This window comes from Micromonospora sp. PTRAS2, assembly GCF_054052245.1.
The window spans coordinates 1-21,971 of record NZ_JBSWBU010000011.1 but is presented as its reverse complement, the minus strand read 5'-3'; the positions used below and the strand labels follow the sequence as shown (position 1 = coordinate 21,971).

The following is a 21,971-nucleotide window of genomic DNA, read 5'->3' as shown; positions in this document are numbered from 1 at the left end:
CGCCCGCGTCAGTCGGGGAGGGAGAAGTAGTCCTCCTCTTCCTGAGCCAGGTGCAGGCGCAGGACGGCGTCGAGGCCGTACAGCGCGGCGAGCAGGTCGGTGACCTGGTCGCCGCGCAGCGGCCCGTCGCCGGCCTGGGCGAGGTGCCCGCCGATCCGGTCGACCAGCCGGCGGATCTCCACGTGTCCCCGGCTCATCGTCGAGGTCGCCTCGTCGCTGCCGAGCGGCCCGGCCAGCGCCGGGTAGAGCTGCCGCTCCTCGGCGGCCTCGTGCGGCAGCACCCGCCCGGTGAGCCGCCCGTGCACGTCGCGCAGGGCGGGCAGGCAGTCCGGCGAGTCGGGGTGCGTGGCGATCAGGTCGGCGGTGTCGCGCAGCGTGGCGAGCACGTCGCGGACCGCGGCGTGCTCGCCGGCGTACCGGTCGAGCAGTTCCCGGGTGTCCGGCGGGACGTCCCGGCGGCGCAGCCCGCCGCCGAGGGCCCGCAGCGCGTTGAGGATCACCACGACGTCGATGCCCTCCTGCAGGAACGCCCCGGCCACCGGCGGCAGCTTCCCGACGGCGGCGACCAGCATCGCCGCCACGGCCAGTCCCATCCCGACGACGGCGCTCTGGGTGGCGATGCGGCGGGCGTACCGGGCGATCTCCACGGCGTCGGCGAGCCGGTCGAGCCGGTCCACGGTGAGCACCGCGTCGGCGACGTCGGCGGAGGCGGTCGCCCCGGTGGCGCCCATCGCCACCCCGACGTCGGCCTCGGCCAGGGCGGGGGCGTCGTTCACCCCGTCGCCGACCATCACGGTGACGGCCCGGCGGGACTCCTCGCGTACCCGGGCGGTCTTCTCCTGCGGCGTGCACCGGGCCAGCACGTCGTCGACGCCGACGGCCTGCGCGACCTGGTCGGCGGTGCCGGGCCGGTCGCCGGTGACCATGATCAGCCGGGTCAGCCCGGCCTCGCGCAGCCGCCGCACGGTGCGGCGGGCGTCGGGGCGCACCGGGTCCTCCAGCAGGATCGCACCGAGCGGCTCCCGCTCGTCGCTGACCCAGACGGCCGACCGGCCGGCCAGTTCGGCGCGCTCGGCGGCCCGGGCCGCCCACTGCGGCAGTTCCCCGCCGAGCTGGCCGACCCGCACCAGCCGCCCGTCGACCCGGCCGGTGACCCCGCGCCCCGGCTCCTCGGTGACGTCGGTCGGGTCGGTCAGCCGCAGGCCCCGCTCCCGGGCCTGCCGGACCAGGGCGGCGGCCAGCACGTGCGGGGAGAGCTGCTCCACGGAGGCGGCCAGCCGCAGCACCTCGTCCCGGTCGCCGCCGGGGGCGACCACCGTCTCGGCGGCCCGGGGCCGGCCGGCGGTGAGCGTGCCGGTCTTGTCGACCAGCAGGGTCCGGGCCCGGCCCAGCAGCTCCAGCGAGCCGCCGTCGCGCACCAGCACCCCGCGCCGGGCCACCCGGGACAGCCCGGAGACGATCGCGATGGGGGTGGCCAGCAGCAGCGGGCAGGGGGTGGCCACCACCAGCACCGCCACGGCCCGCACGAACTCGCCGGAGAGCCACCAGGCCAGCCCGGCCAGGACCAGCGTGAACGGCACGAACGCCGCCGCGTACCGGTCGGCCATCCGCACCATCGGGGCCTTGCGCGCGGTGGCCTCCTCGGCGAGCCGGACGATCCCCGCGTACGTGCTGGCCGCCGCGCTCTTCGTCGCCCGCAGCCCGAACCCGGCCCCGGCGTTGGCCACGCCGCTGGCCACCTGCTCGCCGGCCGCCCGCTGCACGAGCCGGGACTCGCCGGTGACGACCGACTCGTCGAGGGTGGCGGCCTCCTCGACGGTCCCGTCGACCGGCACCACGTCGCCGGGGCCGACCACCAGCCGGTCGCCGACCGCGACCCGGTCCAGCGGGACCGTCTCGATGCCGCCGCCGGGGACCCGCCGCCGCGCCGTGCGCGGGGCCCGTTCCAGCAGGGCCCGCAGGTCGCGGGTCGCCCTGCGCTGGGCGTACGCCTCCAGCGCGCGGCCGGTGGCGAGCATCAGCGCGATCACCGCGCCCGCCAGGTACTCCCCGACGACGAGCGCGCCGGCCAGCGCGAGGACGGCGATGACGTCCACCCCGAACTGCCGCCGCCACAGCTGACGCAGCATGGACCAGGCCGCCGGGGCCAGCGCGGTCACGGTCGCCGCCGCCCACAGCCAGTCCGCCCAGGTGCGCCGGCCGGCGAGCCACAGCCCCGCCCCGGCCAGCACGGCCAGCGTCAGCGCGGCCAGCGGCGCCCACTGCAGCCCGCGCGCCCAGCGCTGCCGCACCGGCCGCTCCGGTACGCACTCCCGCGCCTCGGTGCCCACCTGCGGATCCTCTCAACGGGCGGGGTCGGCGAGGAGGCCAACCACCGAATCACGCCCGCCGCCTGTCATGATCGGCGGAGGCGAACTACCCGGACGGGACGGGACCTGCGTACCGTGCGTCCGGGGGTGCCGGTGCCGCAGGATGGAGCGGCAACCCCGCCCGGGGCACCGCGCGGTGGGGCACGATGGGCTGAGACGAAAGGTCGTGACGATGAGCCACGAGACGCCGGCGACGGACCGCCCGCTGACCACCGCGCTCGCGGAGGCCGCCGCGACGGCCGGCCACGCGCCCTCGGTGCACAACACCCAGCCGTGGCGCTGGCGGGTGCTGCCCGACGCGCTGGAGCTGCGCGTGGTGCGGGACCGTCAGCTCGCCGCCACCGACCCGGAGGGGCGGCTGTCGGCGCTGAGCTGCGGCGCGGCGCTGCACCACGCCCGGGTGGCCCTCGCCGCCGAGGGCTGGGCGTTCGTGGTGGAGCGGCTGCCCGACCCGGGCGATGCGGAGCTGCTGGCGCGGGTCGGCGACCTCAAGCGCGTCGAGGCCGACCCCGACGCCATGCGGGTGGTGCAGTGCATGCAGGTGCGGCACACCGACCGCCGCCCGGTCGGCGACGAGCCGGTGCCGACGGCCGCGCTCGGCGACATCGCCGCGGCGGTCGCCGCCGAGGGCGCGCGGTTCCAGGTGCTCAACTCCGACCAGGTGATGGAGCTGGCGGCGGCGGCCTCGCACGCCGCGAATGTGGAGGCGGAGGACTCGGGGCAGCGCGAGGAGCTGGAGTACTGGACGAGCCGGGTGGGCACCGGCACGGGCCTGCCGCCGGAGGTGCTGCCCGAGCAGGCGCAGCAGACCACCGTGCCAGGGCGGGACTTCGGCCGCCCGGGCACCCTGCCGATCGGGCCGGGCCACGACCGGGCGGCGGCATACGGGGTGCTCTTCGGCGACGAGGACGAGCCGGACAGCTGGCTGCGGGCCGGGGAGGCGCTGTCGGCGGGGTGGCTGACGGCGACCCGGCTGGGCGTGTCGATGGTGCCGCTGTCGGGCGTCGTCGAGGTGGAGGGCACCCGGCAGACCCTGCGGCAGGTCCTCGCCGGCCTCGGATACCCGTACCTGGTGCTGCGGATGGGCATCGCGGACCCGGCGCACGCCGGCCCGCCGCACACCCCCCGGCTGCCCACCGAGCAGATCGTCGACACGTCCGCGGTGCGCGGGCAGGGCGCGTGATCAGGCGACCGCACGGGTGATCGAGGCTGGGCCGGTGCGTTCGCCGGGCGATACCATCGCCGGGTGAACGCACCGAACCCGAGGCACGAGCCGGTCGCGCCGTCGCTGGGGTTGAGCCCGCTGTCGCGGGTCCGCCTCGACGAACTGCTCCAGGAGATGCTGGACCGCGTCGGCGAGGTGGTCACCAGCCGGGAGCGGCTGCGGGCCCTGCTCGACGCGGTGGTCGGCATCGGCACCGATCTCGACCTGCGCAGCACGCTGCAGCGGATCGTGGCGGCGGCGTGCGAGCTGGTCGGCGCGAAGTACGGCGCGCTCGGGGTGATCGGCCCCGACCGGCTGCTGCACGACTTCATCACCCACGGCATCGACGCCGAGCTGCACGCGAAGATCGGCGACCTGCCGCACGGGCGGGGCGTGCTCGGCCTGCTCATCGACGAGCCCCGCCCGGTGCGGATGCCCGACATCACCAAGCATCCCAAGTCCTACGGTTTCCCGCCGCACCACCCGCCGATGCACAGCTTCCTCGGCGTGCCGGTGCGCATCCGCGAGCAGGTCTTCGGCAACCTCTACCTGGCCGAGAAGCAGGGCGCGGCCGAGTTCACCGAGGACGACGAGGAGATCGTGGTGGCGCTGGCCGCCGCGGCCGGCGTGGCGATCGAGAACGCCCGGCTGTATGCGCTGGCCCACCGCCGGGAGCGCTGGCTGGCGGCCACCGCCGAGATCACCTCGGTGCTGCTGGGCGAGGTGCGGCGCACCGACGCGCTGGCGCTGGTGGCCCGGCGGGCCCGGGAGGTCGCCGAGGCGGAACTGGCCGTCGTGCTGCTCTACGACGAGGACGCCGGCCAGTTCACCGTCGAGGTGGTCGACGCCGCCGACAAGCCGGCCCGGGGGCCCGCCGACGGGGCCGGCGAGCCGGTCCGGGGGCTGGTGGGCGCGGTGCTGCCGGCCGGCGAGACCAGCTTCGCCGAGTCGGTCACCGAGCGGCGGCACACGCTGGTGGAGAACCTGGCCGAGGCCGCGCCCTGGCCGACACCGGTGACCGCCGGGCCGGCGGTGGTCTCCCCGCTGGCCGCCGCCGACACGCTGCACGGCGTCCTGGTGATCGCCTACCCGCCCGACCGGGGCGGGGCCACCGACAACGACGTGGCGCTGCTCGGCAGCTTCGCCGGGCAGGCGGCGCTGGCCATGGAGCGGGCCCGGGGGCAGGAGGAGCGGGAGCTGCTGGTGGTCCTGGAGGACCGCGAGCGCATCGCCCGGGACCTGCACGACGTGGTCATCCAGCGGCTGTTCGCCACCGGCCTGCAGTTGCAGAGCGGCGCGATGAACGCCCGCCCCGAGGTGGCCAAGCGGATCAACGCCGCCGTCGACGACCTCGACGCCACGATCCGGGACATCCGCCGCACGATCTTCGAGCTGCGCACCCCGATGAGCGCGGCGCTGCGCACCGAGATCCGCGAGGCGGTCGACGTGGCCGCCGGGTCGCTGGGCTTCCGGCCGTCGCTGGAGCTGACCGGCCCGATCGACAGCGCCGTTCCCGAGCCGGTCCGCCCCGACCTCACGGCCGTGCTCCGCGAGGCGCTGTCCAACGCGGTACGCCACGCCGAGGCGAGCCGGGTCGCGGTGGGCGTGCGGGTGGAGGGCGGCTGGGTGACGGTCACGGTCGCCGACGACGGCAAGGGCTGCGACCCGGCCGCCGCGCGGGGCGGCCTGGTCAACCTGCGCGAGCGCGCCGAACGCCACGGCGGCGAGTTCGAGGTGCGCCCGGTGACGCCCCACGGCACCGAGCTGCGCTGGACGGCCCCGCTGCGCGACGACTGACCCGGCAGGTGCCGGCGGCCGGTCAGTGCGCCTTGCCGAGGAGGCGGGTCGCCAGGACGGCCGCCTGGGTGCGCCGCTCCAGGCCCAGCTTGGCCAGCACGCTGGAGACGTAGTTCTTCACCGTCTTCTCGGCGAGGAACATCTTGCCGGCGATCTCCCGGTTGGTCAGGCCCTCGGCGACGTACTCCAGGATGCGCCGCTCCTGCTCGGTGAGGGTCTTCAGCTCGCGGGGCTGCTCCACGCCGCTGCGGATGCGCTCCAGCACCCGGGTGGTGATCGCCGGGTCGAGCAGGGACTGGCCGGCGGCGACCCGGCGCACCGCGTCGACCAGGTCGGTGCCGCGGATCTGCTTGAGCACGTAACCCGACGCGCCGGCCATGATGGCCGCGAACAGCGCCTCGTCGTCCTCGTAGGAGGTGAGGATCAGGCCCTTGATCGACGAGTCGACGGCGCGGATGTCGCGGCACACGTCGATGCCGTTGCCGTCGGGCAGCCGGGCGTCGAGGATCGCCACGTCGGGCCGCAGCGCGGGGATGCGGCGGGCCGCCTCCTGGGCGGAGCCCGACTCCCCCACCACCTCGATGTCGCCGCTGTTGGTGAGCAGGTCGGCAAGGCCACGACGGACGACCTCGTGGTCGTCGAGCAGGAACACCCGGATCATCCCTCGTTTCTACCCCCTCGGGCCGGGTGCCCGCACGGGCCGAAGGTCCCTACCGCCGCCGCGCGGCGGTGGGCTGGGGGTCCCGGCGCAGACGGGACGTCCGGCCCTGCCCGCCGACCGCCCTGGTCACGCACCGTGGAGGAGGACCAGACGGGGCGGCACGACTGCCACGGGAGGGGATCATGATGGAGACCGGCTTCACCGTCGAGCAGCTCAGGACCGCCGCCACCGACGCCGTGCGGGCGCCGTCGCTGCACAACAGCCAGCCGTGGCGGTTCCGGCTGCGCGACGGCGGGATCGAGGTGCTGCTGGACCGCGGGCGCCGGCTGCCGGCGACCGACCCGAGCGGCTGGGGCGCCCGGATCGCCTGCGGGGCGGCCCTGTTCAACCTGCGGCTGGCGCTCGCCGTCGCGGGCACCCCGGCGACGGTGCGGCTGCGCCCGTACCCGACGGAGCCCGACGTGCTGGCCCGGCTGGTCCCGGACGTGCCGCGCCGCCCCACCCCGACCGAGCAGATGCTGTACGGCGTCATCCCGCACCGGTTCAGCAACCGGGCCCCGTTCTGGCCCGATCCGGTGCCGGCCGACGTGCGGTGGCGGCTCGGCGAGGCGGCCCGCGCCGAGCAGGGCTGGCTGGAGATGGTGATCGGGGTGAGCGCGGTGAACGCGTTCGCCGAGGTCGCCCGCAGCGCCAACCGGGTGCTGGAGCGCGACCCCGCCTACCGGGCCGAGCTGGCCGAGTGGGTGCGCAGCGCGCCCGCGCCCGACGGGGTGCCGGCCGCCGCGGGCGGCCCGCTGGGCGAGCCGCAGGACCTGCTGCCCAGCCGGGGCTTCGGCGGGCGCAGCCGCGCGCCGGGCCGGGACTTCGAGCCGGAGCCGCTGGTGGCGGTGCTCGGCACGGCCGGCAACACCACCACCGACCAGGTGGTGGCCGGGCAGGCCCTGCAGCGGGTGCTGCTCACCGCCACCGACGCCGGGCTGGGCGTGTCGATGATGTCCCAGCCGATCGAGGTGCCGGGGGCGCGGGAGGCGCTGCGGCTGTCCCTGGGCCGGTTCGGCACCCCGCAGATGGTGATGCGGATCGGGTACGGCCAGCCCGGCTCGCCGACCCCCCGCCGCAGCGTCGACGAGGTGCTGGACGTGCCGGTCGGCCAAGCGTGAGGCGACGGTCGCCGGGGTGCGCGTCGCACGCCGGCGACCCCCGCCCCCGCCTGTGCGCACGGTGGTACGGTGCCGGCCGATGGCCAGCTTCGCGATACTCGGGCCGCTCGAGGTGGCCGTGGCCGGGCGGACGGTCACCCCGCGCAGCGGCAAGCAGCGGGCGCTGCTGGCCGTCCTGCTGGTCAACGCCGGCCGGGACACCGGGCTGGACCAGCTCCTCGGCGCGCTGTGGGGCGACGCGCCGCCGGACACGGCCGTCGGGCAGGTGCAGACGCTGATCTGGCGGCTGCGCGGGGTGCTCGGCGACGCCATCACCACCCGCCCCGGCGGGTACCGGCTCACCGTCGCCGACGCCGACCTCGACGCGCGCGTGTTCACCGCCCGCGCCACCGAGGCCGCCGCGCTGGCCCGGGCGGGCCGGGCGGCCGAGGCGGCCCGCCGCTACGGCGAGGCGCTGGCGCTGTGGCGCGGCCCGGTCCTGGCCGACGTGCGCCTGCCGGGCGACCCGCACGCCGCCGGGTTCCCCGCCGCAGTGGCGGAGCTGACCGAGCTGCGCCTGGCCGTGGAGCGGGACCGGGTGGACGTCGAGTTCGCCCTCGGCCGGCACGCCGAGCTGATCCCCGCCCTGCACCGGATGGTCGACGCCGAGCCGCTGCGGGAGGAGCTGCGGGAGCGGCTGATGCTCGCGCTGCACCGCACCGGCCGGCGGGCCGAGGCGTTGGAGACGTACCGGCGGGGCCGGGCGGCGACCGTGGCGGAGCTGGGCCTGGAGCCCGGCCGGGGGCTGCGGGAGCTGCACCGGCGCATCCTCGACGGCGACCCCCTGCTGGACGCCGCCGAGCCCGCCCCGGCGGCGCCGCCGCCCGCGCCCCCGGCGGCCCAGTTGCCGATGGACGCCGCCGACTTCGTCGGCCGGCACGACCTCGCGGCCCGGCTGGCCGCGCTGCTGGCTCCGCCAGCCGACGGCCCGGCCACGGACGCCGGGCAGCCGGCCGCGCCGCCCGTCGTGGTCGTGTCCGGCGCGGCCGGCAGCGGCAAGACCACCCTCGCGGTACGCGTCGCGCACCTGGTGCGGGACCGGTTCGGCGACGGTCAGCTCTTCGTGGACCTGCGCGGCGGCGGCGAGCCGCACGACCCGTCGACGGTGCTGGGCCGGTTCCTGCACGCCCTCGGCGAGGACCCCCGGGCGGTGCCGGCCGACACCGACGAACGGGCGGCGCTGTTCCGGGCCCGCACGGCCGGGCGACGGCTGCTCGTGGTGCTGGACAACGCCGCCGGGGAGAACCAGCTCCGGCCGCTGCTGCCGGCCGAGCCCGGCTGCGCGGTGCTGGTGACCGCCCGCCGCCGGCTCACCGCCCTGCCCGGCGCGCACCACGTCGACCTGGGCGTGTTCGCCGCCGACGAGGCGGTGGACCTGCTGCGGCACGCGATCGGCGCCGACCGGGTGGCCGCCGAGCACGCCGACTGCGTGCGGGTGGCCGAACGCTGCGGGTACCTGCCGCTGGCCATCCGGATCGCCGGGGCGCGGCTGGCCGCCCGGCCGCACTGGCCGGTGGCGAAGCTGGCCGGGCAGCTCGCCGACGAGCGGGCCCGCCTCGACGTGCTGCGCACCGGCGACCTGGCGGTGCGCTCCAGCCTCGCCACCAGCTACCACGAGCTGGACCCGACCGAGCGGCGGCTGCTGCGGCTGCTCGGCGGGGTGGACCTGCCCCGGGTGCCGGGCTGGGCCGCCGCCGCGCTGCTGGACCGGTCGCCGGCCGAGGGCGAGGAGCTGACCGAGCGGCTGGTCGAGGCCCGCCTGGTGGACGCCGACGGCGGCGGCTACCGGCTGCACGACCTGGTTCGGGCGTACGCGCGGGAACTGCTGGACGCCGACGGCGCGCCCGGTGAGCGCACGACCGCGCTGGGGCGGCTCACCGGCGGGTGGCTGACGCTGGCCGACGAGGCGTACCGGCGTACCGGCGGGGGTTTCCGGCGGGGCGTGGCCGGCGCCGCCCCGCGCTGGTCGCGGTGGACGGCCGCCGAACGCGACGCCGTGCTCGGCGACCCGGTGGCCTGGTTCGAGGCGTCGCGGCGGATGCTGGTGGCGACCGTGCGGCGGGCGGCGGCGGCCGGTCTGGTCGAGCCGGCGTGGAACCTCGCCAACACCCTGGGCCGGCTGTTCGAGCTGCGCGAACACCTCGACGACTGGGCGGGCGCGACGACGGCGGCCCTGGACGCCTGCGTGGCCGCCGGCACCGACGCGGGCCGGGCCTGGCTGCTGCGGTCCCTCGGCGAGCGGCACCTCAACCTGGACCGCCTCGACGACGCGCTGGCCTGCTTCGACGCGGCGCTGGCCGGGTTCGACCGGCTCGGCGAGCGCAGGGGGCAGGCGCTGGCGCTGCGCGCGGCGGGCACCGCCTACCGGCTGCGGGGGCGCGACGCCGAGGCGATGGCCGCGCTGAGCCGGGCGAAGGCGATCACGGTGGAACTCGGCGACCGCGCCGGCCAGGCGCAGGTGCTGTTCGGTGTCGGCGCGGCGCACCGGGTGGCCGGGCGGCCCGGGCCGGCGGAGGCGGCGTTCCGGCAGGCGCTGGCCATCTTCGGGGAGCTGGGCGACCGGTTCGGGGAGGCGTACACGTCGACGAGCCTGGCCCTGGTGCTCGGCGGGCGCGGCGCGGACGCCGACGCCGAGGCCCTGCTGGGGCGGGCCCTCGGGCTGTGCCGGGAGCTGGGCTACCGGCGGGGCGAGGCGATCTCCCTGGGGCACCTGGGGGAGCTGCACCTGCGCACGGGCGCGCACGAGCGGGCGGTGGCCGAGCTGACGGAGGCGGTCGCGGGGGCCCGGGAGGTCGGCGACGGCATCGGCGAGCTGATCGCGCTGCGCCGCCTCGGCGCGGCGTACCTGGCGCTGGGCCGGTTGCCGGCGGCCCGGTCGGCGCTGCGCTACTGCCTCGCCCTGTGCCGCGAGCACGGCGAGGACGGCGAACGGGAGCGGGCGCTGCGCCTGCTGGGCGAGGTGCGGGCGGGGTGAGAGCCGCCGTCGCGCTCGCGCGAGCGGGGTGAGAGCGGGCTGAGAGGGCCGGCGAGGCGTCCACCGGGGAGGGTGGGCGGCGGGCGCGTGCCGTGCCCACCGGACCTGGGGAGGCTCCACCATGACCGACCGTTCCATCCCCGCCGGGGACCGCCCGGGGCTGTCCCGGCGCGGCTTCCTCGGCGGCGTCGGGGCGTCCGCCGCCGCGCTGACCGTCGGCGGCGTCCTCGGCGACGCCCGGCCCGCCTCGGCCGCCTACTACATGAAGTGGGGGGCCGTCGTCTCGCCGGGCGACGCCAGCAACAACATCGACTTCAGCCGCAAGGTCGACATCCTGCGCCGGATGCGCCCGCAGACCGCCCGGATCTCGATGTTCTGGGGCGACCCGTACAACCGGCGGTTCAGCGACGCGCAGCTCGACTCGCTGCGCGGCACCGGGCTCACCGAGATGATCATCCAGTCGTCGGAGGACCCGGACCCGAACCTGGCCCGCCACCAGCTCAGCCTGATGCTGCCCTACATCGACGCGCACCCGAACACGCTGTTCGTCTGGGAGATCGGCAACGAGCCGGACTGGCACCAGCCGAACAACCCGTGGCTGGCCCGGTGGAACCGGCTGGCGACGATCCGCGACAACAAGCCGTCGCAGGACCGGGGCAACCTGCTCTGGGCGGTCAACATGCCGGCCGGCCGGTGGGCCGGTGACGGCAGCGGCTTCACCTTCGGCAGCTCCGGCAGCTGGTTCGACGCGTTCGTGCGGGACACCGGCGACGGGCTGGGCGGGATGCTCTCCGGCCCGTACCAGCCGGACGTGGTCACGGTGCACTGCTACAGCTCGACGTACCTGAAGCGGGGCGCGGACGGCGGAGGCGAGCGCAACCCGTACAAGATGGTCGACTACGTGCGGGGCTGGAACAACCGGATCAGCATGAAGGTCACCGAGGCCGGGATCGACGGCTACAAGTCCGACCGGGGCTACCGCTACGTCAGCTTCGGCTCGTCGGTGGCCAACGAGACCGCCGGGCAGATCGACAGCGTCTGCTTCTACGGCATCCCGCCCGCCGAGCGGGAGTACGGCATCGGCGAGGGCGAGGCCGACCAGATCGGCACCCACCCCTGACCGCCCGGACCGGGGCCCCGCCGCCGGCGGCTGACGTTGCGGAGTCGGCCTGCGGCGGGCCCCGGTCCGTGGCGCAACAGCGCCCGTGGCGGGGTCACCGGGACCAGCCCCGCCACGGGTGCGGCGGGTCGCGGCCGTCGGTGTGGGACGGCCGCGACCCGCCGACCACCGTTGGGGGGTACGCCGCCGGCGGGTGCCCAGAGGTGGCTACGCCGTCGGCGGCGACGCGCGGGCCGGCTGGCACGGCCAGGGCGCGGCGCACGACCGGCACAGCCAGGCCGGGCGCATCGGCAGGTGCGGGCGGCCCATCAGCGCGTCCGCAGGCAGCGCATCCGCAGGGCGATCGCGCGAGCCTCGGCGTCGCGCAGCGGCAGGAACCACAGGAACCGCTTGACGATCTCCGGCGGCTCCGGCCCCTCCGGCCTCCCGCGCAGGTCGCGGCCCCGGCCGAGGAACCCGAAACGCTCGCGAGTTCAGAGATCTTGGTACGAAATGGCCCCTCTGGGGGCTGTTTCGTACCAAGATCTGCGCCGGTCTCCGCTCTGCGGCGTTGTGTGAGGTCTCGTGGCTGCCCGGGGACACGCGCTGCGCTTGTCCCCGCTCACACTGACACCGGCTCGAGGCGGCGGAGGCGGACTTCCGCGCACTACTCGTCGAGGATCTGCTCCCGGAGGATGTCGGCGTGCCCGCAGTGCTGGGCGAGTTCGCGCAGCACGTGCAGATAGACCCACCGCAGCGGCAGCGGGCCCCGCCGGTTGCCACGCAGGATGTCGTCCAGGTCCAGGGACGACGTCGCCCGGCGGGCCGCGTCGCAGGCTTCGCGGTGCGCCTGCTGGACGCTGGCGATCGTGTCACCGTCGTCGAGGAGGAACGAGTCCTCCGAGGCCGCGGGGAGGCCGAGCTCGACGCGCGGCCGGCACGTGATGGCCTCGTCGAACCAGACCCTCTCGACGAAGGTCGCGTGCTTCACCAGGCCCAGCAGCGTCGTCCGGGACGACACCAGCGACCGGCGCGCCTGTTCCTCCGTCAGCCCGTCCAGGCAGTGGTTGAGCGCACTGCGGTGCTCGTCGATGAACGCCTCGAACTGGGCACGGGCCGGCTGTGCGATGACCTGTTCGGCGAAGGTGGGCGGCAGGGAAGGCATGGCCGAAGCATTCCAGATCGTCGCGCCGCAGAGGACCACCGGGACGAACGACCACCGGAAGCACCGGTCAGCCGGCCCGGTACGAGAGGTAGCGGCCCTCCGGCCAACTGTGGAAGTTGTTCAGCTCGGACGCCTGGCCGCTGCAGTCGGGGGTCTGGTAGCCGGGGACACTGCCGAAGCCGCCGCTCCAGGCGAGCATCCAGGTCGCGTCGGCCGGGACCGGACGACAGACGCCGTCAGGGGCGGCCTGCCTGCCGACGATCTCGGTCGGGTAGCTCGAATAGAAGACCAGGCCCGTGTCGGGGCTCTGGAACGGCTCACCGGCGGCTGCGGGCGACGCCGGCAGCGCCACGGCCAGCGTGGCGACCAGGGCTGCGACGAGACCTGCGGCGGCGGGCTTGACGGAGCTGCGCATGGCGTCCTCCCGGTAGGGCGTTCGGGGAAGGGACCGGAGCCCGGTGCAATCCGAACTCAAAACGACCCTCATCAATGCAACGATTGACCGGGGAAGTCCCGCGTGTCAACCACGGGGCGGCGCTGATCCGCAAAGTAGGCGGCGCTTTCCGCATCCGCCGGATAGTAGGACTCGATCGCGATCTCGTCGATCGTGACGTCCATCGGCGTGCCGAATGTGGTGATGGTCGAGAACAGCCGCAGCTCCCGTCCGCCGATGCGCAGGATCATCGGAATCACGACGTCGGTGTCGATCCGTTGGCTCGACGCGTCCTCGGGTGCGGTTGCCAGCAGCTCCTCGTAGAGTGCGGCGACTTCAGGGTCGGGGGCGACGGCGAGCTGGCGGGAGATCCGGGCACGGAACACCGCGCGCACGTCGGCCAGGTTCACGACCATGCGGGCGAAGCCGCGCGGGTCCAGCCCCAGCCGCACCAGGTTGACCGGCGGTCGCAGCAGGTCGGGGTCCACCTGCGCGAAGAACGGATCGACGGCGCGGTTGGCCAGCACGATGTTCCACCGGCGGTCGAAGACCACCGCCGGATACGGCTCGTGCGCGCGGAGCACCCGCCGGACCGCGTCGCGGGCCGCCGACAGCGCGCCGTCGTCGAGGGGACGCTCGGCGTACCGGGGTGCGAAGCCCCCGGCGAGCAGGAGCCGGTTGCGGTCGCGCAGCGGCACGTGGAGCTGGTCCGCGAGGCGGAGGATCATGCCGGCGCTCGGCTTGGACCTGCCCGTCTCGACGAGGCTGACGTGGCGAGCCGAGACGTCGGCGGCGATCGCGAGATCCAGTTGGCTCAGTCCCCGGCGTCGCCGCCACTGCCGCAGGAGATCCCCGACCGTGTGCACGATCGCCAAGCGTACGCGTCGCCGCGCCGGACGCCATGAAATCCGATTTCATCGACAACCGGAGTGACCACGGAAACACTGCGTCCATGACCACACGGAACAACAGTGCGCAGAACAAGAGCATCGTCCAGCGGGCGCTCGCCGGGCTGGTCGAGACGGGCGACGTCGACGCGCTCGCCCAGTTCCTGAGCGACGACTTCGTCCACCACAGACCGGGCTCCGTGAAGTCGACCAGGAGGGAATGGCTCGCCGCCGTCCGCGCCGCGCTGGTGCCGCTCGTCGGCATGCAGGTCGAGATTCATCAGGTGCTCGCCGATGGCGATCACGTCGTGGTGTACTCGCGGCGGTGGCTTCCCGATGCGGGGCCGGAGATCGCGGTCGTCGACATCTGGCGGATCGACGCCGGGCTGATCGCCGAGGGGTGGGAGATCATCGAGCCGACGGCCCAGGTCGCCGCCAATCTGGCGTGGTGGGAACCCGCTCGGCGGTAGACGACGCACGGCGCGCCGCCGGACGGCGATCCGTCCGGCGGCCTTCGTGGTCAGCCGGCGGCGGCGAGCAGGGCGGCCTCCCGCTGCGGGTCCAGGCCCACCGGCGGGCGGGCCGGGCGGCCGGCGCGCGGCGGCACGCCACCGACCGCGCGCAGCCAGGCCCAGGTGTCGGCGACGGTCTCGGCCACCGGCCGGCAGGTCAGCCCCGTCGCGTGCGCCCGCTGCACGCCCCGCTCCTGCAACCAGCGGTACTCGTGCCCGAGGGGGACCCAGATCGGCAGGTCGTTCCACGGTTCCACCCCGGCGGCGAGGATCGTGTCCGGGTCGGTCCAGCGCAGCCGGGCGGCCGAGCCGGTGGCGGCGACGCAGGCGTCGAGCAGCTCACCCATCGTCGCGTGCCCGGTCCGCGACAGCACGTTGTACGCCCCGCCGTCGCCCGCCACGCCCCGGTCCAGCAGCCACGCCGCCAGGTCGCGGACGTCGACGTACTGCAGGGGCAGGTCGACGGGGCCGGGGGCGAGCACCTCGCCGCCCCGGGCGACCCGGTGCAGCCACCAGGGCAGCCGGCCGATGTCCTCCCCGGGGCCGAGGATCAGCCCGGCGCGGGCCAGCAGCGCCCGGTCGCCGAACACCGCCGCGGCGGCCCGTTCCCCGCCGGCCTTGAACTGCGCGTAGGAGCCGTCGACGGCGTCGGGCTCGGCGGCGACGGTGGGCGCGTCCTCGCCGACGCCGGGCGGAACCGGCCGGGCGTAGACGGAACCGCTGGAGACGTACCCGAACCAGCCGGCCCGCTCGCGCAGGGCGCGGGCGGCGTCGCGGACCGCGCGGGGCGCGCCGTCCCAGGTGTCGACGACGAGGTCCCACTCGCCGTCGGCCAGCGCGGCGAGGCCGCCGGGCGCGTCCCGGTCCCCCCGCAACCGGTGTACGCCCGCCGGCAGCGCGCCGCTCACCCCCCGGTTGAACACCGTCACCGACCAGCCGCGGCGCACCGCCTCGGCTACCGTCGCCCCGCCCACGAAGCCCGTCCCGCCCAGCACCAGGAGTCTCATCGTCCCACCCTGCCCCGGGCGGCGGCCCGGCCGCGACGGGTGTTCACCCCCAGCGGATCTGCCGACAGCAGAACCCGGGCGCCCTCCCCTACTCGCCCAGGGCGGCGAGGAGCTGCTCGCCGTAGCGGGCGAGCTTGGCCTCGCCGACGCCGTTGACCCGGGCCAGCTCGTCCAGCGTCGACGGCGGGTCGGCGGCGATCTGGCGCAGCGTGGCGTCGTGGAACACCACGTACGCGGGGACGCCCTGCTCCTTGGCGGTGGCCGCCCGCCAGGCGCGCAGCCGCTCGAACACGGGCTCGGCCCCGGCGGGCAGCTCGACGACGGCCGCCGCCCCGGGGCGGGTCTTCGCCGCCGACCGCGCCTTCGGCGGCCGCACGGTCTCGCGGCGCATCGGCACCTGCCGGCGGCGGCCCAGCACCTCGGCGCTCGCGTCGGTGAGCACGAGGGTGCCGTAGTCGCCCTCGACGGCGAGCAGGCCCTGGGCGAGCAGCTGCCGCACGACGCCCCGCCACTCGGCCTCGCTCAGCTCCTCGCCGATGCCGAACACGGACAGCACGTCGTGGCGGTGCTGGACGACCTTCTCGGTGCGCCGGCCGAGCAGGATGTCGATGCACTGGCCCGCGCCGAACTTCTGGTTGCGTTCGCGGTGCAGCCGCAGCACCGTCGACAGCAGCTTCTGGGCGGCGATCGTGCCGTCCCACGACTCCGGCGGCTCCAGGCAGGTGTCGCAGTTGCCGCACGGCCCGCTGGCCTGCCCGAAGTAGCTGAGCAGCCGCACCCGCCGGCACTCGACGGTCTCGCAGAGGGCGAGCATGGCGTCGAGGTGGGCGGCGAGCACCCGCCGGTGCGCCGCGTCGCCCTCCGAGGAGTCGATCATCTTGCGCTGCTGCACGACGTCCTGCAGCCCGTACGCCAGCCAGGCCGTCGACGGCAGGCCGTCGCGGCCGGCGCGGCCGGTCTCCTGGTAGTAGCCCTCCACGGAGCGGGGCAGGTCGAGGTGGGCGACGAACCGCACGTCGGGCTTGTCGATGCCCATGCCGAACGCGATGGTGGCCACCATGACCAGGCCGTCCTCACGCAGGAACCGCTTCTGGTTCGTGGCGCGGGTGGCCGCGTCCAGCCCCGCGTGGTAGGGCAGCGCGGCGACGCCGTTGGCGACGAGGAACTCGGCGGTCTTGTCGACGGAGGCGCGGGAGAGGCAGTAGACGATGCCGGCGTCGCCGGGGTGCTCGGCGCGGATCAGGTCGAGCAGTTGCTTGCGGGGCTCCCGCTTGGCCACGATCCGGTACTGGATGTTGGGCCGGTCGAAGCTGGCCACGAAGTGCCGGGCCGCCGTGAGATCCAGCCGGGTGGCGATCTCCTTCGCGGTCTCGGCGGTGGCCGTGGCGGTCAGCGCGATGCGCGGCACGTCGGGCCAACGCTCGTGCAGCATCGACAGCGCGAGATAGTCGGGGCGGAAGTCGTGACCCCACTGCGCCACGCAGTGCGCCTCGTCGATGGCGAACAGCGCGATGCGGCCCCGGTCGAGCAGCCGCAGCGTGCCCCCGCTGCCCAGGGCCTCGGGGGCGAGGTAGAGCAGGTCCAGCTCACCGGCGACGAACTGGGCCTCGACGAGGCGGCGAGCGTCGGGGTCGAGGGTGGAGTTGAGGAAGCCGGCCCGCGCCCCGACGGCGGTGAGCGCGTCCACCTGGTCCTGCATGAGGGCGATCAGCGGGGAGACGACCACCGCGACGCCGTCGCGCACCAGCGCGGGGATCTGGTAGCACAGCGACTTGCCACCGCCGGTGGGCATGAGGACCAGGGCGTCGCCGCCGCCGACCACGTGGTCGATGATCTCCTGCTGCTCGCCCCGGAAGGCGTCGTAGCCGAAGACCCGCCGGAGCACGCCCAGCGGAGTCTCGGCGAGCGTGTCGCTGGGGGAAGTCATCCGGCGAGTCTACGAGGGCGCCCCGACACCGTCGCCGGACCCGGCCGGCCCGGCGGCGAAGTAGCCCGCCGGATCCCAGCCGCACAGGTGCACCCTGCCCTCGTGGTCGCCGGTCAGCGCCCGGCTCCCGTCGGCGCCGCTGACCAGCAGGGTGGGCCCGTCGGCGGAGGCGTGCAGGGCCCGGATCTCCCCCTGGTTGGGCCGGTGGTGTCCCACCGACGCCCGGGTGTGATCGTCATCAGGGCGGACTCCGACGTCTGTACGCCGGCACTGGTTGCCGTGACGGTTACCCGCACGTGCCCGGTCCTCGCCGCGGTCAGGACTCCCGCCGGGGTGACGCTCGCACCGGCGGTGTTGGTGTCCATCGGGGCGATCTGGTAGCCGTACGTCGCTGTCGGGTCCGCCGGGAACACACGCGCGGACAGCTGCGTCCCCGAGGACGCCTGGTCGAGGCTGACTGCCCGATCGCCGAAGTTGACCCGCGACGGGTAGGCGTTCGGGAACGCCGAGCCGGTGGCGTCCGGTGCGCCGGAGGTCACCACGACCGGGAACGTGGTCGCCCTGCTCTCCCCGTTGGCGGTGGCCCTGGCCGTGATCAGGACGGCACCGGTGGACACCGGTGTGACCGAGCCGCGGGCGTCGACCGTGGCGACCGACGGGTCGGAGGAGGTGTACGTCACCGTGAGCGCCCGGTCGGACAGGTTCCAGAACGTCATGTCGTGCCTGGTGACCGACAGTCGCGTGTTGATCCGGTTGTCGGGGGTGTCCAGGCTCAACTCGGTGGCGTCCGGCTGGGCCGAGACCACCTCGACGCCGGGCGTCCGGCGTCCGGTCACCCGCAGCTTCACCGACTTCAGGTCCGCGTCGGCCGAGCTCGGCCCGGCCAGGATGGTCCAGTCGCCCGTGGGAAACACCTTCTTGTGCTTCACGTCGTCCCAGAACCACAGGTCACCGGCGTCGATGGTGACCTTCACCGTCTTGGTTTTCGCAGCGATCAGGCCGCTCTTGACGAAGCCCTTCAGCTGCTTGAGCGGGCGTTGGCTGCCGTCGGCGCCCTGCGGGGCTCTGGCGTAGACCTCCACGACAGCCTTGCCCGGGCGATTGGCGGCCCGGTTCGACACGGGCACCGAGACCGTCACCGATTCGTCGGGAGTGATCTTCGAGGACGACAGTCTCGGGGTGCCGTAGCCGAAGGGCGAGTAGGACAGGCCCTGACCGAACACATAGTGGGGAGCCGCGCAATCAGGACCGACCTGGTAGTAGAGGTAGGTCCGGCCGCACCTGGCACCTTCCGCCCTGGTCATCCGGTAGTCCTCGATCGCGCGGTCCGGAGCGGCCGCCGGCCCGAGTTGTGCGTCGACGTCGGAGTACCAGGTCAGCGGCAGCTTGCCGGAGAAGTTGGCCACCGCAGTACGCCCGTCCTCCAGCGCCACCGCGTCGTTGAACAGCAACTCGGCCATCGCCTTGCCCTGGTACATGCCGTTGAAGGACGACCAGACGATCGCCCCCACGCTCGGCAGGTCCTTGAACGGGCTGACGTCGACCATGGTCTTGGCCTGGATCCACACCGCGATCTTCTTGCCGTACTTCTGTGCGAGCGGGGCGATCGAGTCCCGGATCAGCTCGGCCTGCATGCGCGGCAGGACGACTGTTGCGCGGTCCGTGCCCTCTCCGCCGTCGTTGTTCCGGTGACCGACGACGACCACGACATTGTCGGCCTGGGAGATCTGGTATTCGGCGGTCGCCGCGTCCGCTACGGGATCGCAGGGGCTGCTGGCGCACACAGAGGTGGTGATCGCGGTGCCGTCGGCGTCGAGGACGTCGGGGAACACCGCAAGGTGGCTGGACAGGAACGGCGTGGTGGAGCCCGCGGTCACGGCCGAGGGAGCCGCCCCCGTCCGCTCGGCCAACGCCTGGGCGAAGGTCGTGTCGACCGCCGTGGGCCCGGAGTAGGAGCCCGACTGGAAGTTGTTGAGGGTGTCCACGTGCCCGAGGGCGACGGTCTTGCCGGACGCCGCGCCCGCGAACGGGAGCGCTCCGCCGGCGTTCTTGAGCAGCACGGGCGCCTCGAGGGCAGACTCGTGCGCGACCGCACGGTGCGCCGGCGAAGCCAGCTTCACATCGGGATCGCCGGCCTCCGACAGCGAGTAGGAATCGCTGTTCCACGGGACGGAGGCGACGGGATCGAACTCACCCAGCTGGAACCGCGCGGTGAAGGCGCGCACGAGCGCGATGTCGACGTCGGCCTCGCTGACGAAGCCTTGGCTCTGAGCTGCCGGGAGTCCGCTCGCCGTCGGGTAGTCGCCGCCCGAGCAGTCAAGATCGGTGCCGGCCTTGAGCGCCCAGGCGTTGCCGAGGGTCTTGCTGATCTGCGTCTGCCCGCCGAGTTGGACGGGCTGCCACGAGTGTCCTGACGTCCCGGTTCCGTGCACGCGGGTGATCGCATCGCAGTCGGAGACGACGAAGCCGTCGAAGCCGTACGACCTGCGCAGCATGGTCTCGATGGCGTACCGGCTCGCCGCGGCCGGCGTCCCGGGCGTGCCGCCGGGTGTGACATTGTCGCGGGGACTCCACAGGGTGGGGTAGCTCGATGCGGACGGGTAGTCGGTGGTGTAGTCCTCCACCACGGAGAAGGCGTTGTAGGCGGCCATCAGCGACCGCGCGCCCGCCTCGCCGGCCGAGGCCGCGAAGGGCGGCAGGAAGTACTCGTGCATCGAACGCTCGGTGATGTTCGACGTGCCGAAGTCGCGGTTCGCCTCGGAGTTGTTCGCCAGGTAGTGCTTGGGCGTGGCGACCGCCTGGATGTAGTCGGCCGCTCCGGTGGGAACCGTGTCGGGACGTGACGCCGTGTCGCCCTGTAGACCGGTCACGAAGGCGCCGGCCACCTGGCCTGCCAGGAAGGGATCCTCGGTGTAGGACTCGTCCGCCCGCCCCCACCGGGGGTCGCGGTTGAGGTTCTGGTTCGGCGACCAGTAGGTCAGGCCGTGACAGGCACCACCGGCGGGGTCGGGGTTCGTCACACCCGGCGGGCAGGACGTGTTGTAGGTCACGCGGGCCTCGTCAGCGATACCGCCGGCGATCTCCCGGGTGATGCCCGGATTCCACGTCGATGCGATCGAGGTGCTCTGCGGGTACTGCGTGTAGTTGCCGTTGCCGGGGACGGTCGGGAAGTAGATCCCGTGGTTCGCCTCTCCCCAGTATCCGTACGACTTCACGCCGAGCCGGTCGATCGCCTTCGGCTTCGGACGCCAGGTCGCATGCGGCTGCATCGCTATGAGCTGGTCGTACTTCTCCTCCAGCGTCATGCGCGAAACCAGGTCCGCCGCACGGACACTGAATGGCAGCGAGGTGTTCCGGTACGCCGGCGTGTCCTCGGCGGAGGCCGAAGCCGGCCGCGCGAACGCGGCGAGCCCGCTCGCCGCCACAGCCCACGCCAGCCCGAACGCCAAGGACCTGCGTCCTGGACTCCTGGCGCCTCTGCCGTGCCCCCTTGCTCGCGAGGGCGCAGAACTGGTCTTCACCATCGAGGGTCCCCTCCCCTTTACGTTGAAGAACTCGAATTTATCGATGGTTTCGCAGTGTCGATGCCCCATACCGTCACGGCGGGGAGTGCGGCCGGACGGCCTCAGCGCAGCGTCGACCGCCTCTGGATCAGCTCGAAGTCGATGACAATCCGCCGGGGCGCCGGCCGCTCCTCTCGCGGCACGCCGTCGAACTGAAGCTGGATCCGCTCTTCCAACAGCGCGACCGCCCGGTGTGCGATCACGTCGCGTCCGGGATCGATGGTGCTCAGTGGAGGTCGGGAATAGTTCGCCTCGTCGATGTTGTCGAAGCCGATCAACAGGACGTCCTCGGGAACCCGTAGACCGCGGTCCTGAAGGGCAGCAAGCGCGCCCAGCGCGAGTGTGTCGGTGAACGCCACAACCGCGTCGGGTTCGACGCCGCTGTCAAGGATACGAGCGATCGTCGCCGCGCCGGTGGCGTGGAAGTAGTCGGGTACACCGATGACTGCGCGTGGGTCGACGTCCAACCCCCGCGACCGGAGGGCGTCCCGGAAGCCCTGGAACCGCAGCGTCCCGCTGCTCGGCGACGGGTCGTCCTTGACCCCCAGGGGAACCACCGTGGTCGCTCCGCGGTCCAGGACGTGCTCGGTCGCCGCACGTGCCCCCTCGACGTTGCTCATCGTGACGTGGTCGACGCCGCCATCGAACACCCGCTCACCCAGGAGCACGAGGGGGAAGTCGACGTCGAACAGCGAGAGGTCGTTCTGGCCCAGCGCGAGCGGGGAGTACAGCACGCCGTCGAAGCGCGACCGGTAGCTGCCGTCCAGGACCCGCAACTCGCGGTCGCGCTCGGCGTTGGTCTGCTCGATGAAGACGGTCAGGCCCCGCCTGGACGCCTCTCGCATGACGGCGTCCGCAAGTTCGGCGAAGTAGACACCGCGCAGCGCCGGCAACACCAGAGCGATCGCCCCCGTGCGGCCCCGGCTCAGGTTCCGCGCCGACACGTTCACGTGGTAGCCCAGCTCACGGATCGCATCGTCCACCCGCTCGCGGGTCTCCGGACGCACGTACTGATAGCCGTTGAGGATGTTGGACACCGTCTTGATCGACACACCGGCGAGGCGGGCGACGTCGCGCATCGTCGCCGACCCGTTGGTCTTGCGTGCCACAGCCCCTCCCGCCGCTCATGAAATGGTCGGCCAGCGCACAAGTCTGCCCCCGTCACGCCCCCCGG

The 21,971-nt window shown here is 74.3% G+C and carries 15 protein-coding genes; 6 read left to right on the top strand and 9 right to left on the bottom strand.

Annotated features, from left to right (window positions below):
• Positions 1 to 8 precede the first annotated feature (8 nt).
• Positions 9 to 2,330 (bottom strand): heavy metal translocating P-type ATPase, encoded by a 2,322-nt coding sequence (locus ACVMYR_RS26555; protein WP_457123039.1) that lies wholly within the window; start codon positions 2,328 to 2,330, stop codon positions 9 to 11.
• A 211-nt stretch (positions 2,331 to 2,541) separates the two neighbouring features.
• On the opposite strand from ACVMYR_RS26555, the gene ACVMYR_RS26550 reads away from it, so the two are divergent.
• Positions 2,542 to 3,552, top strand: coding sequence for an Acg family FMN-binding oxidoreductase (locus ACVMYR_RS26550; protein ID WP_457123038.1), 1,011 nt, complete (start codon positions 2,542 to 2,544; stop codon positions 3,550 to 3,552).
• A 111-nt stretch (positions 3,553 to 3,663) separates the two neighbouring features.
• Positions 3,664 to 5,370 (top strand): GAF domain-containing protein, encoded by a 1,707-nt coding sequence (locus ACVMYR_RS26545; protein WP_457123118.1) that lies wholly within the window; start codon positions 3,664 to 3,666, stop codon positions 5,368 to 5,370.
• 22 nt (positions 5,371 to 5,392) lie between these two features.
• Here ACVMYR_RS26545 and ACVMYR_RS26540 read toward each other — a convergent pair whose 3' ends face one another.
• Positions 5,393 to 6,031: a response regulator gene (locus ACVMYR_RS26540; protein ID WP_043962597.1), complete on the bottom strand. Its 639-nt coding sequence runs from the start codon at positions 6,029 to 6,031 to the stop codon at positions 5,393 to 5,395.
• A gap of 185 nt (positions 6,032 to 6,216) precedes the next feature.
• On the opposite strand from ACVMYR_RS26540, the gene ACVMYR_RS26535 reads away from it, so the two are divergent.
• The 3 genes from ACVMYR_RS26535 (at position 6,217) to ACVMYR_RS26525 (ending at position 11,324) form a co-directional block, all read left to right on the top strand.
• On the top strand, positions 6,217 to 7,191 hold the full coding sequence (locus ACVMYR_RS26535) for an Acg family FMN-binding oxidoreductase (RefSeq protein ID WP_457123117.1): 975 nt from the start codon (positions 6,217 to 6,219) through the stop codon (positions 7,189 to 7,191).
• 79 nt (positions 7,192 to 7,270) lie between these two features.
• A complete protein-coding gene (locus ACVMYR_RS26530) occupies positions 7,271 to 10,204 on the top strand; it encodes an AfsR/SARP family transcriptional regulator (protein WP_457123037.1) in 2,934 nt (977 codons plus the stop codon).
• A gap of 121 nt (positions 10,205 to 10,325) precedes the next feature.
• Positions 10,326 to 11,324 (top strand): twin-arginine translocation signal domain-containing protein, encoded by a 999-nt coding sequence (locus ACVMYR_RS26525; protein ID WP_043962596.1) that lies wholly within the window; start codon positions 10,326 to 10,328, stop codon positions 11,322 to 11,324.
• Positions 11,325 to 11,970: 646 nt separating this feature from the next.
• Here the strand turns inward: ACVMYR_RS26525 and ACVMYR_RS26520 are convergent.
• The 3 genes from ACVMYR_RS26520 to ACVMYR_RS26510 all read right to left on the bottom strand — a co-directional run bounded on the left by ACVMYR_RS26520 (position 11,971) and on the right by ACVMYR_RS26510 (position 13,767).
• On the bottom strand, positions 11,971 to 12,468 hold the full coding sequence (locus tag ACVMYR_RS26520; RefSeq protein ID WP_077936887.1) for a DinB family protein: 498 nt from the start codon (positions 12,466 to 12,468) through the stop codon (positions 11,971 to 11,973).
• Between the two features lie 67 nt (positions 12,469 to 12,535).
• Positions 12,536 to 12,883, bottom strand: coding sequence for a hypothetical protein (locus ACVMYR_RS26515; protein ID WP_431896415.1), 348 nt, complete (start codon positions 12,881 to 12,883; stop codon positions 12,536 to 12,538).
• A 71-nt stretch (positions 12,884 to 12,954) separates the two neighbouring features.
• Positions 12,955 to 13,767 (bottom strand): helix-turn-helix domain-containing protein, encoded by an 813-nt coding sequence (locus ACVMYR_RS26510; protein WP_077936903.1) that lies wholly within the window; start codon positions 13,765 to 13,767, stop codon positions 12,955 to 12,957.
• Positions 13,768 to 13,853: 86 nt separating this feature from the next.
• On the opposite strand from ACVMYR_RS26510, the gene ACVMYR_RS26505 reads away from it, so the two are divergent.
• The gene (locus tag ACVMYR_RS26505; RefSeq protein ID WP_396793089.1) at positions 13,854 to 14,258 is read left to right on the top strand and encodes a nuclear transport factor 2 family protein; all 405 of its coding nucleotides are present in this window, start codon (positions 13,854 to 13,856) and stop codon (positions 14,256 to 14,258) included.
• Positions 14,259 to 14,308: 50 nt separating this feature from the next.
• Here ACVMYR_RS26505 and ACVMYR_RS26500 read toward each other — a convergent pair whose 3' ends face one another.
• The 4 genes from ACVMYR_RS26500 to ACVMYR_RS26485 form a co-directional block, all read right to left on the bottom strand.
• On the bottom strand, positions 14,309 to 15,307 hold the full coding sequence (locus tag ACVMYR_RS26500; protein ID WP_077936885.1) for an NAD-dependent epimerase/dehydratase family protein: 999 nt from the start codon (positions 15,305 to 15,307) through the stop codon (positions 14,309 to 14,311).
• Between the two features lie 88 nt (positions 15,308 to 15,395).
• Positions 15,396 to 17,234: a DNA helicase RecQ gene (recQ, locus tag ACVMYR_RS26495; RefSeq protein WP_077936884.1), complete on the bottom strand. Its 1,839-nt coding sequence runs from the start codon at positions 17,232 to 17,234 to the stop codon at positions 15,396 to 15,398.
• 113 nt (positions 17,235 to 17,347) lie between these two features.
• Entirely contained in the window at positions 17,348 to 20,758 is a 3,411-nt protein-coding gene (locus ACVMYR_RS26490; protein ID WP_431896412.1) for a glycoside hydrolase family 3 C-terminal domain-containing protein, read from the bottom strand.
• 101 nt (positions 20,759 to 20,859) lie between these two features.
• Positions 20,860 to 21,906 carry a LacI family DNA-binding transcriptional regulator gene (locus ACVMYR_RS26485; RefSeq protein ID WP_198956492.1) on the bottom strand — a complete coding sequence of 349 codons (1,047 nt, stop codon included), beginning with the start codon at positions 21,904 to 21,906 and terminating at the stop codon, positions 20,860 to 20,862.
• Between the last annotated feature and the right edge of the window lie 65 nt (positions 21,907 to 21,971).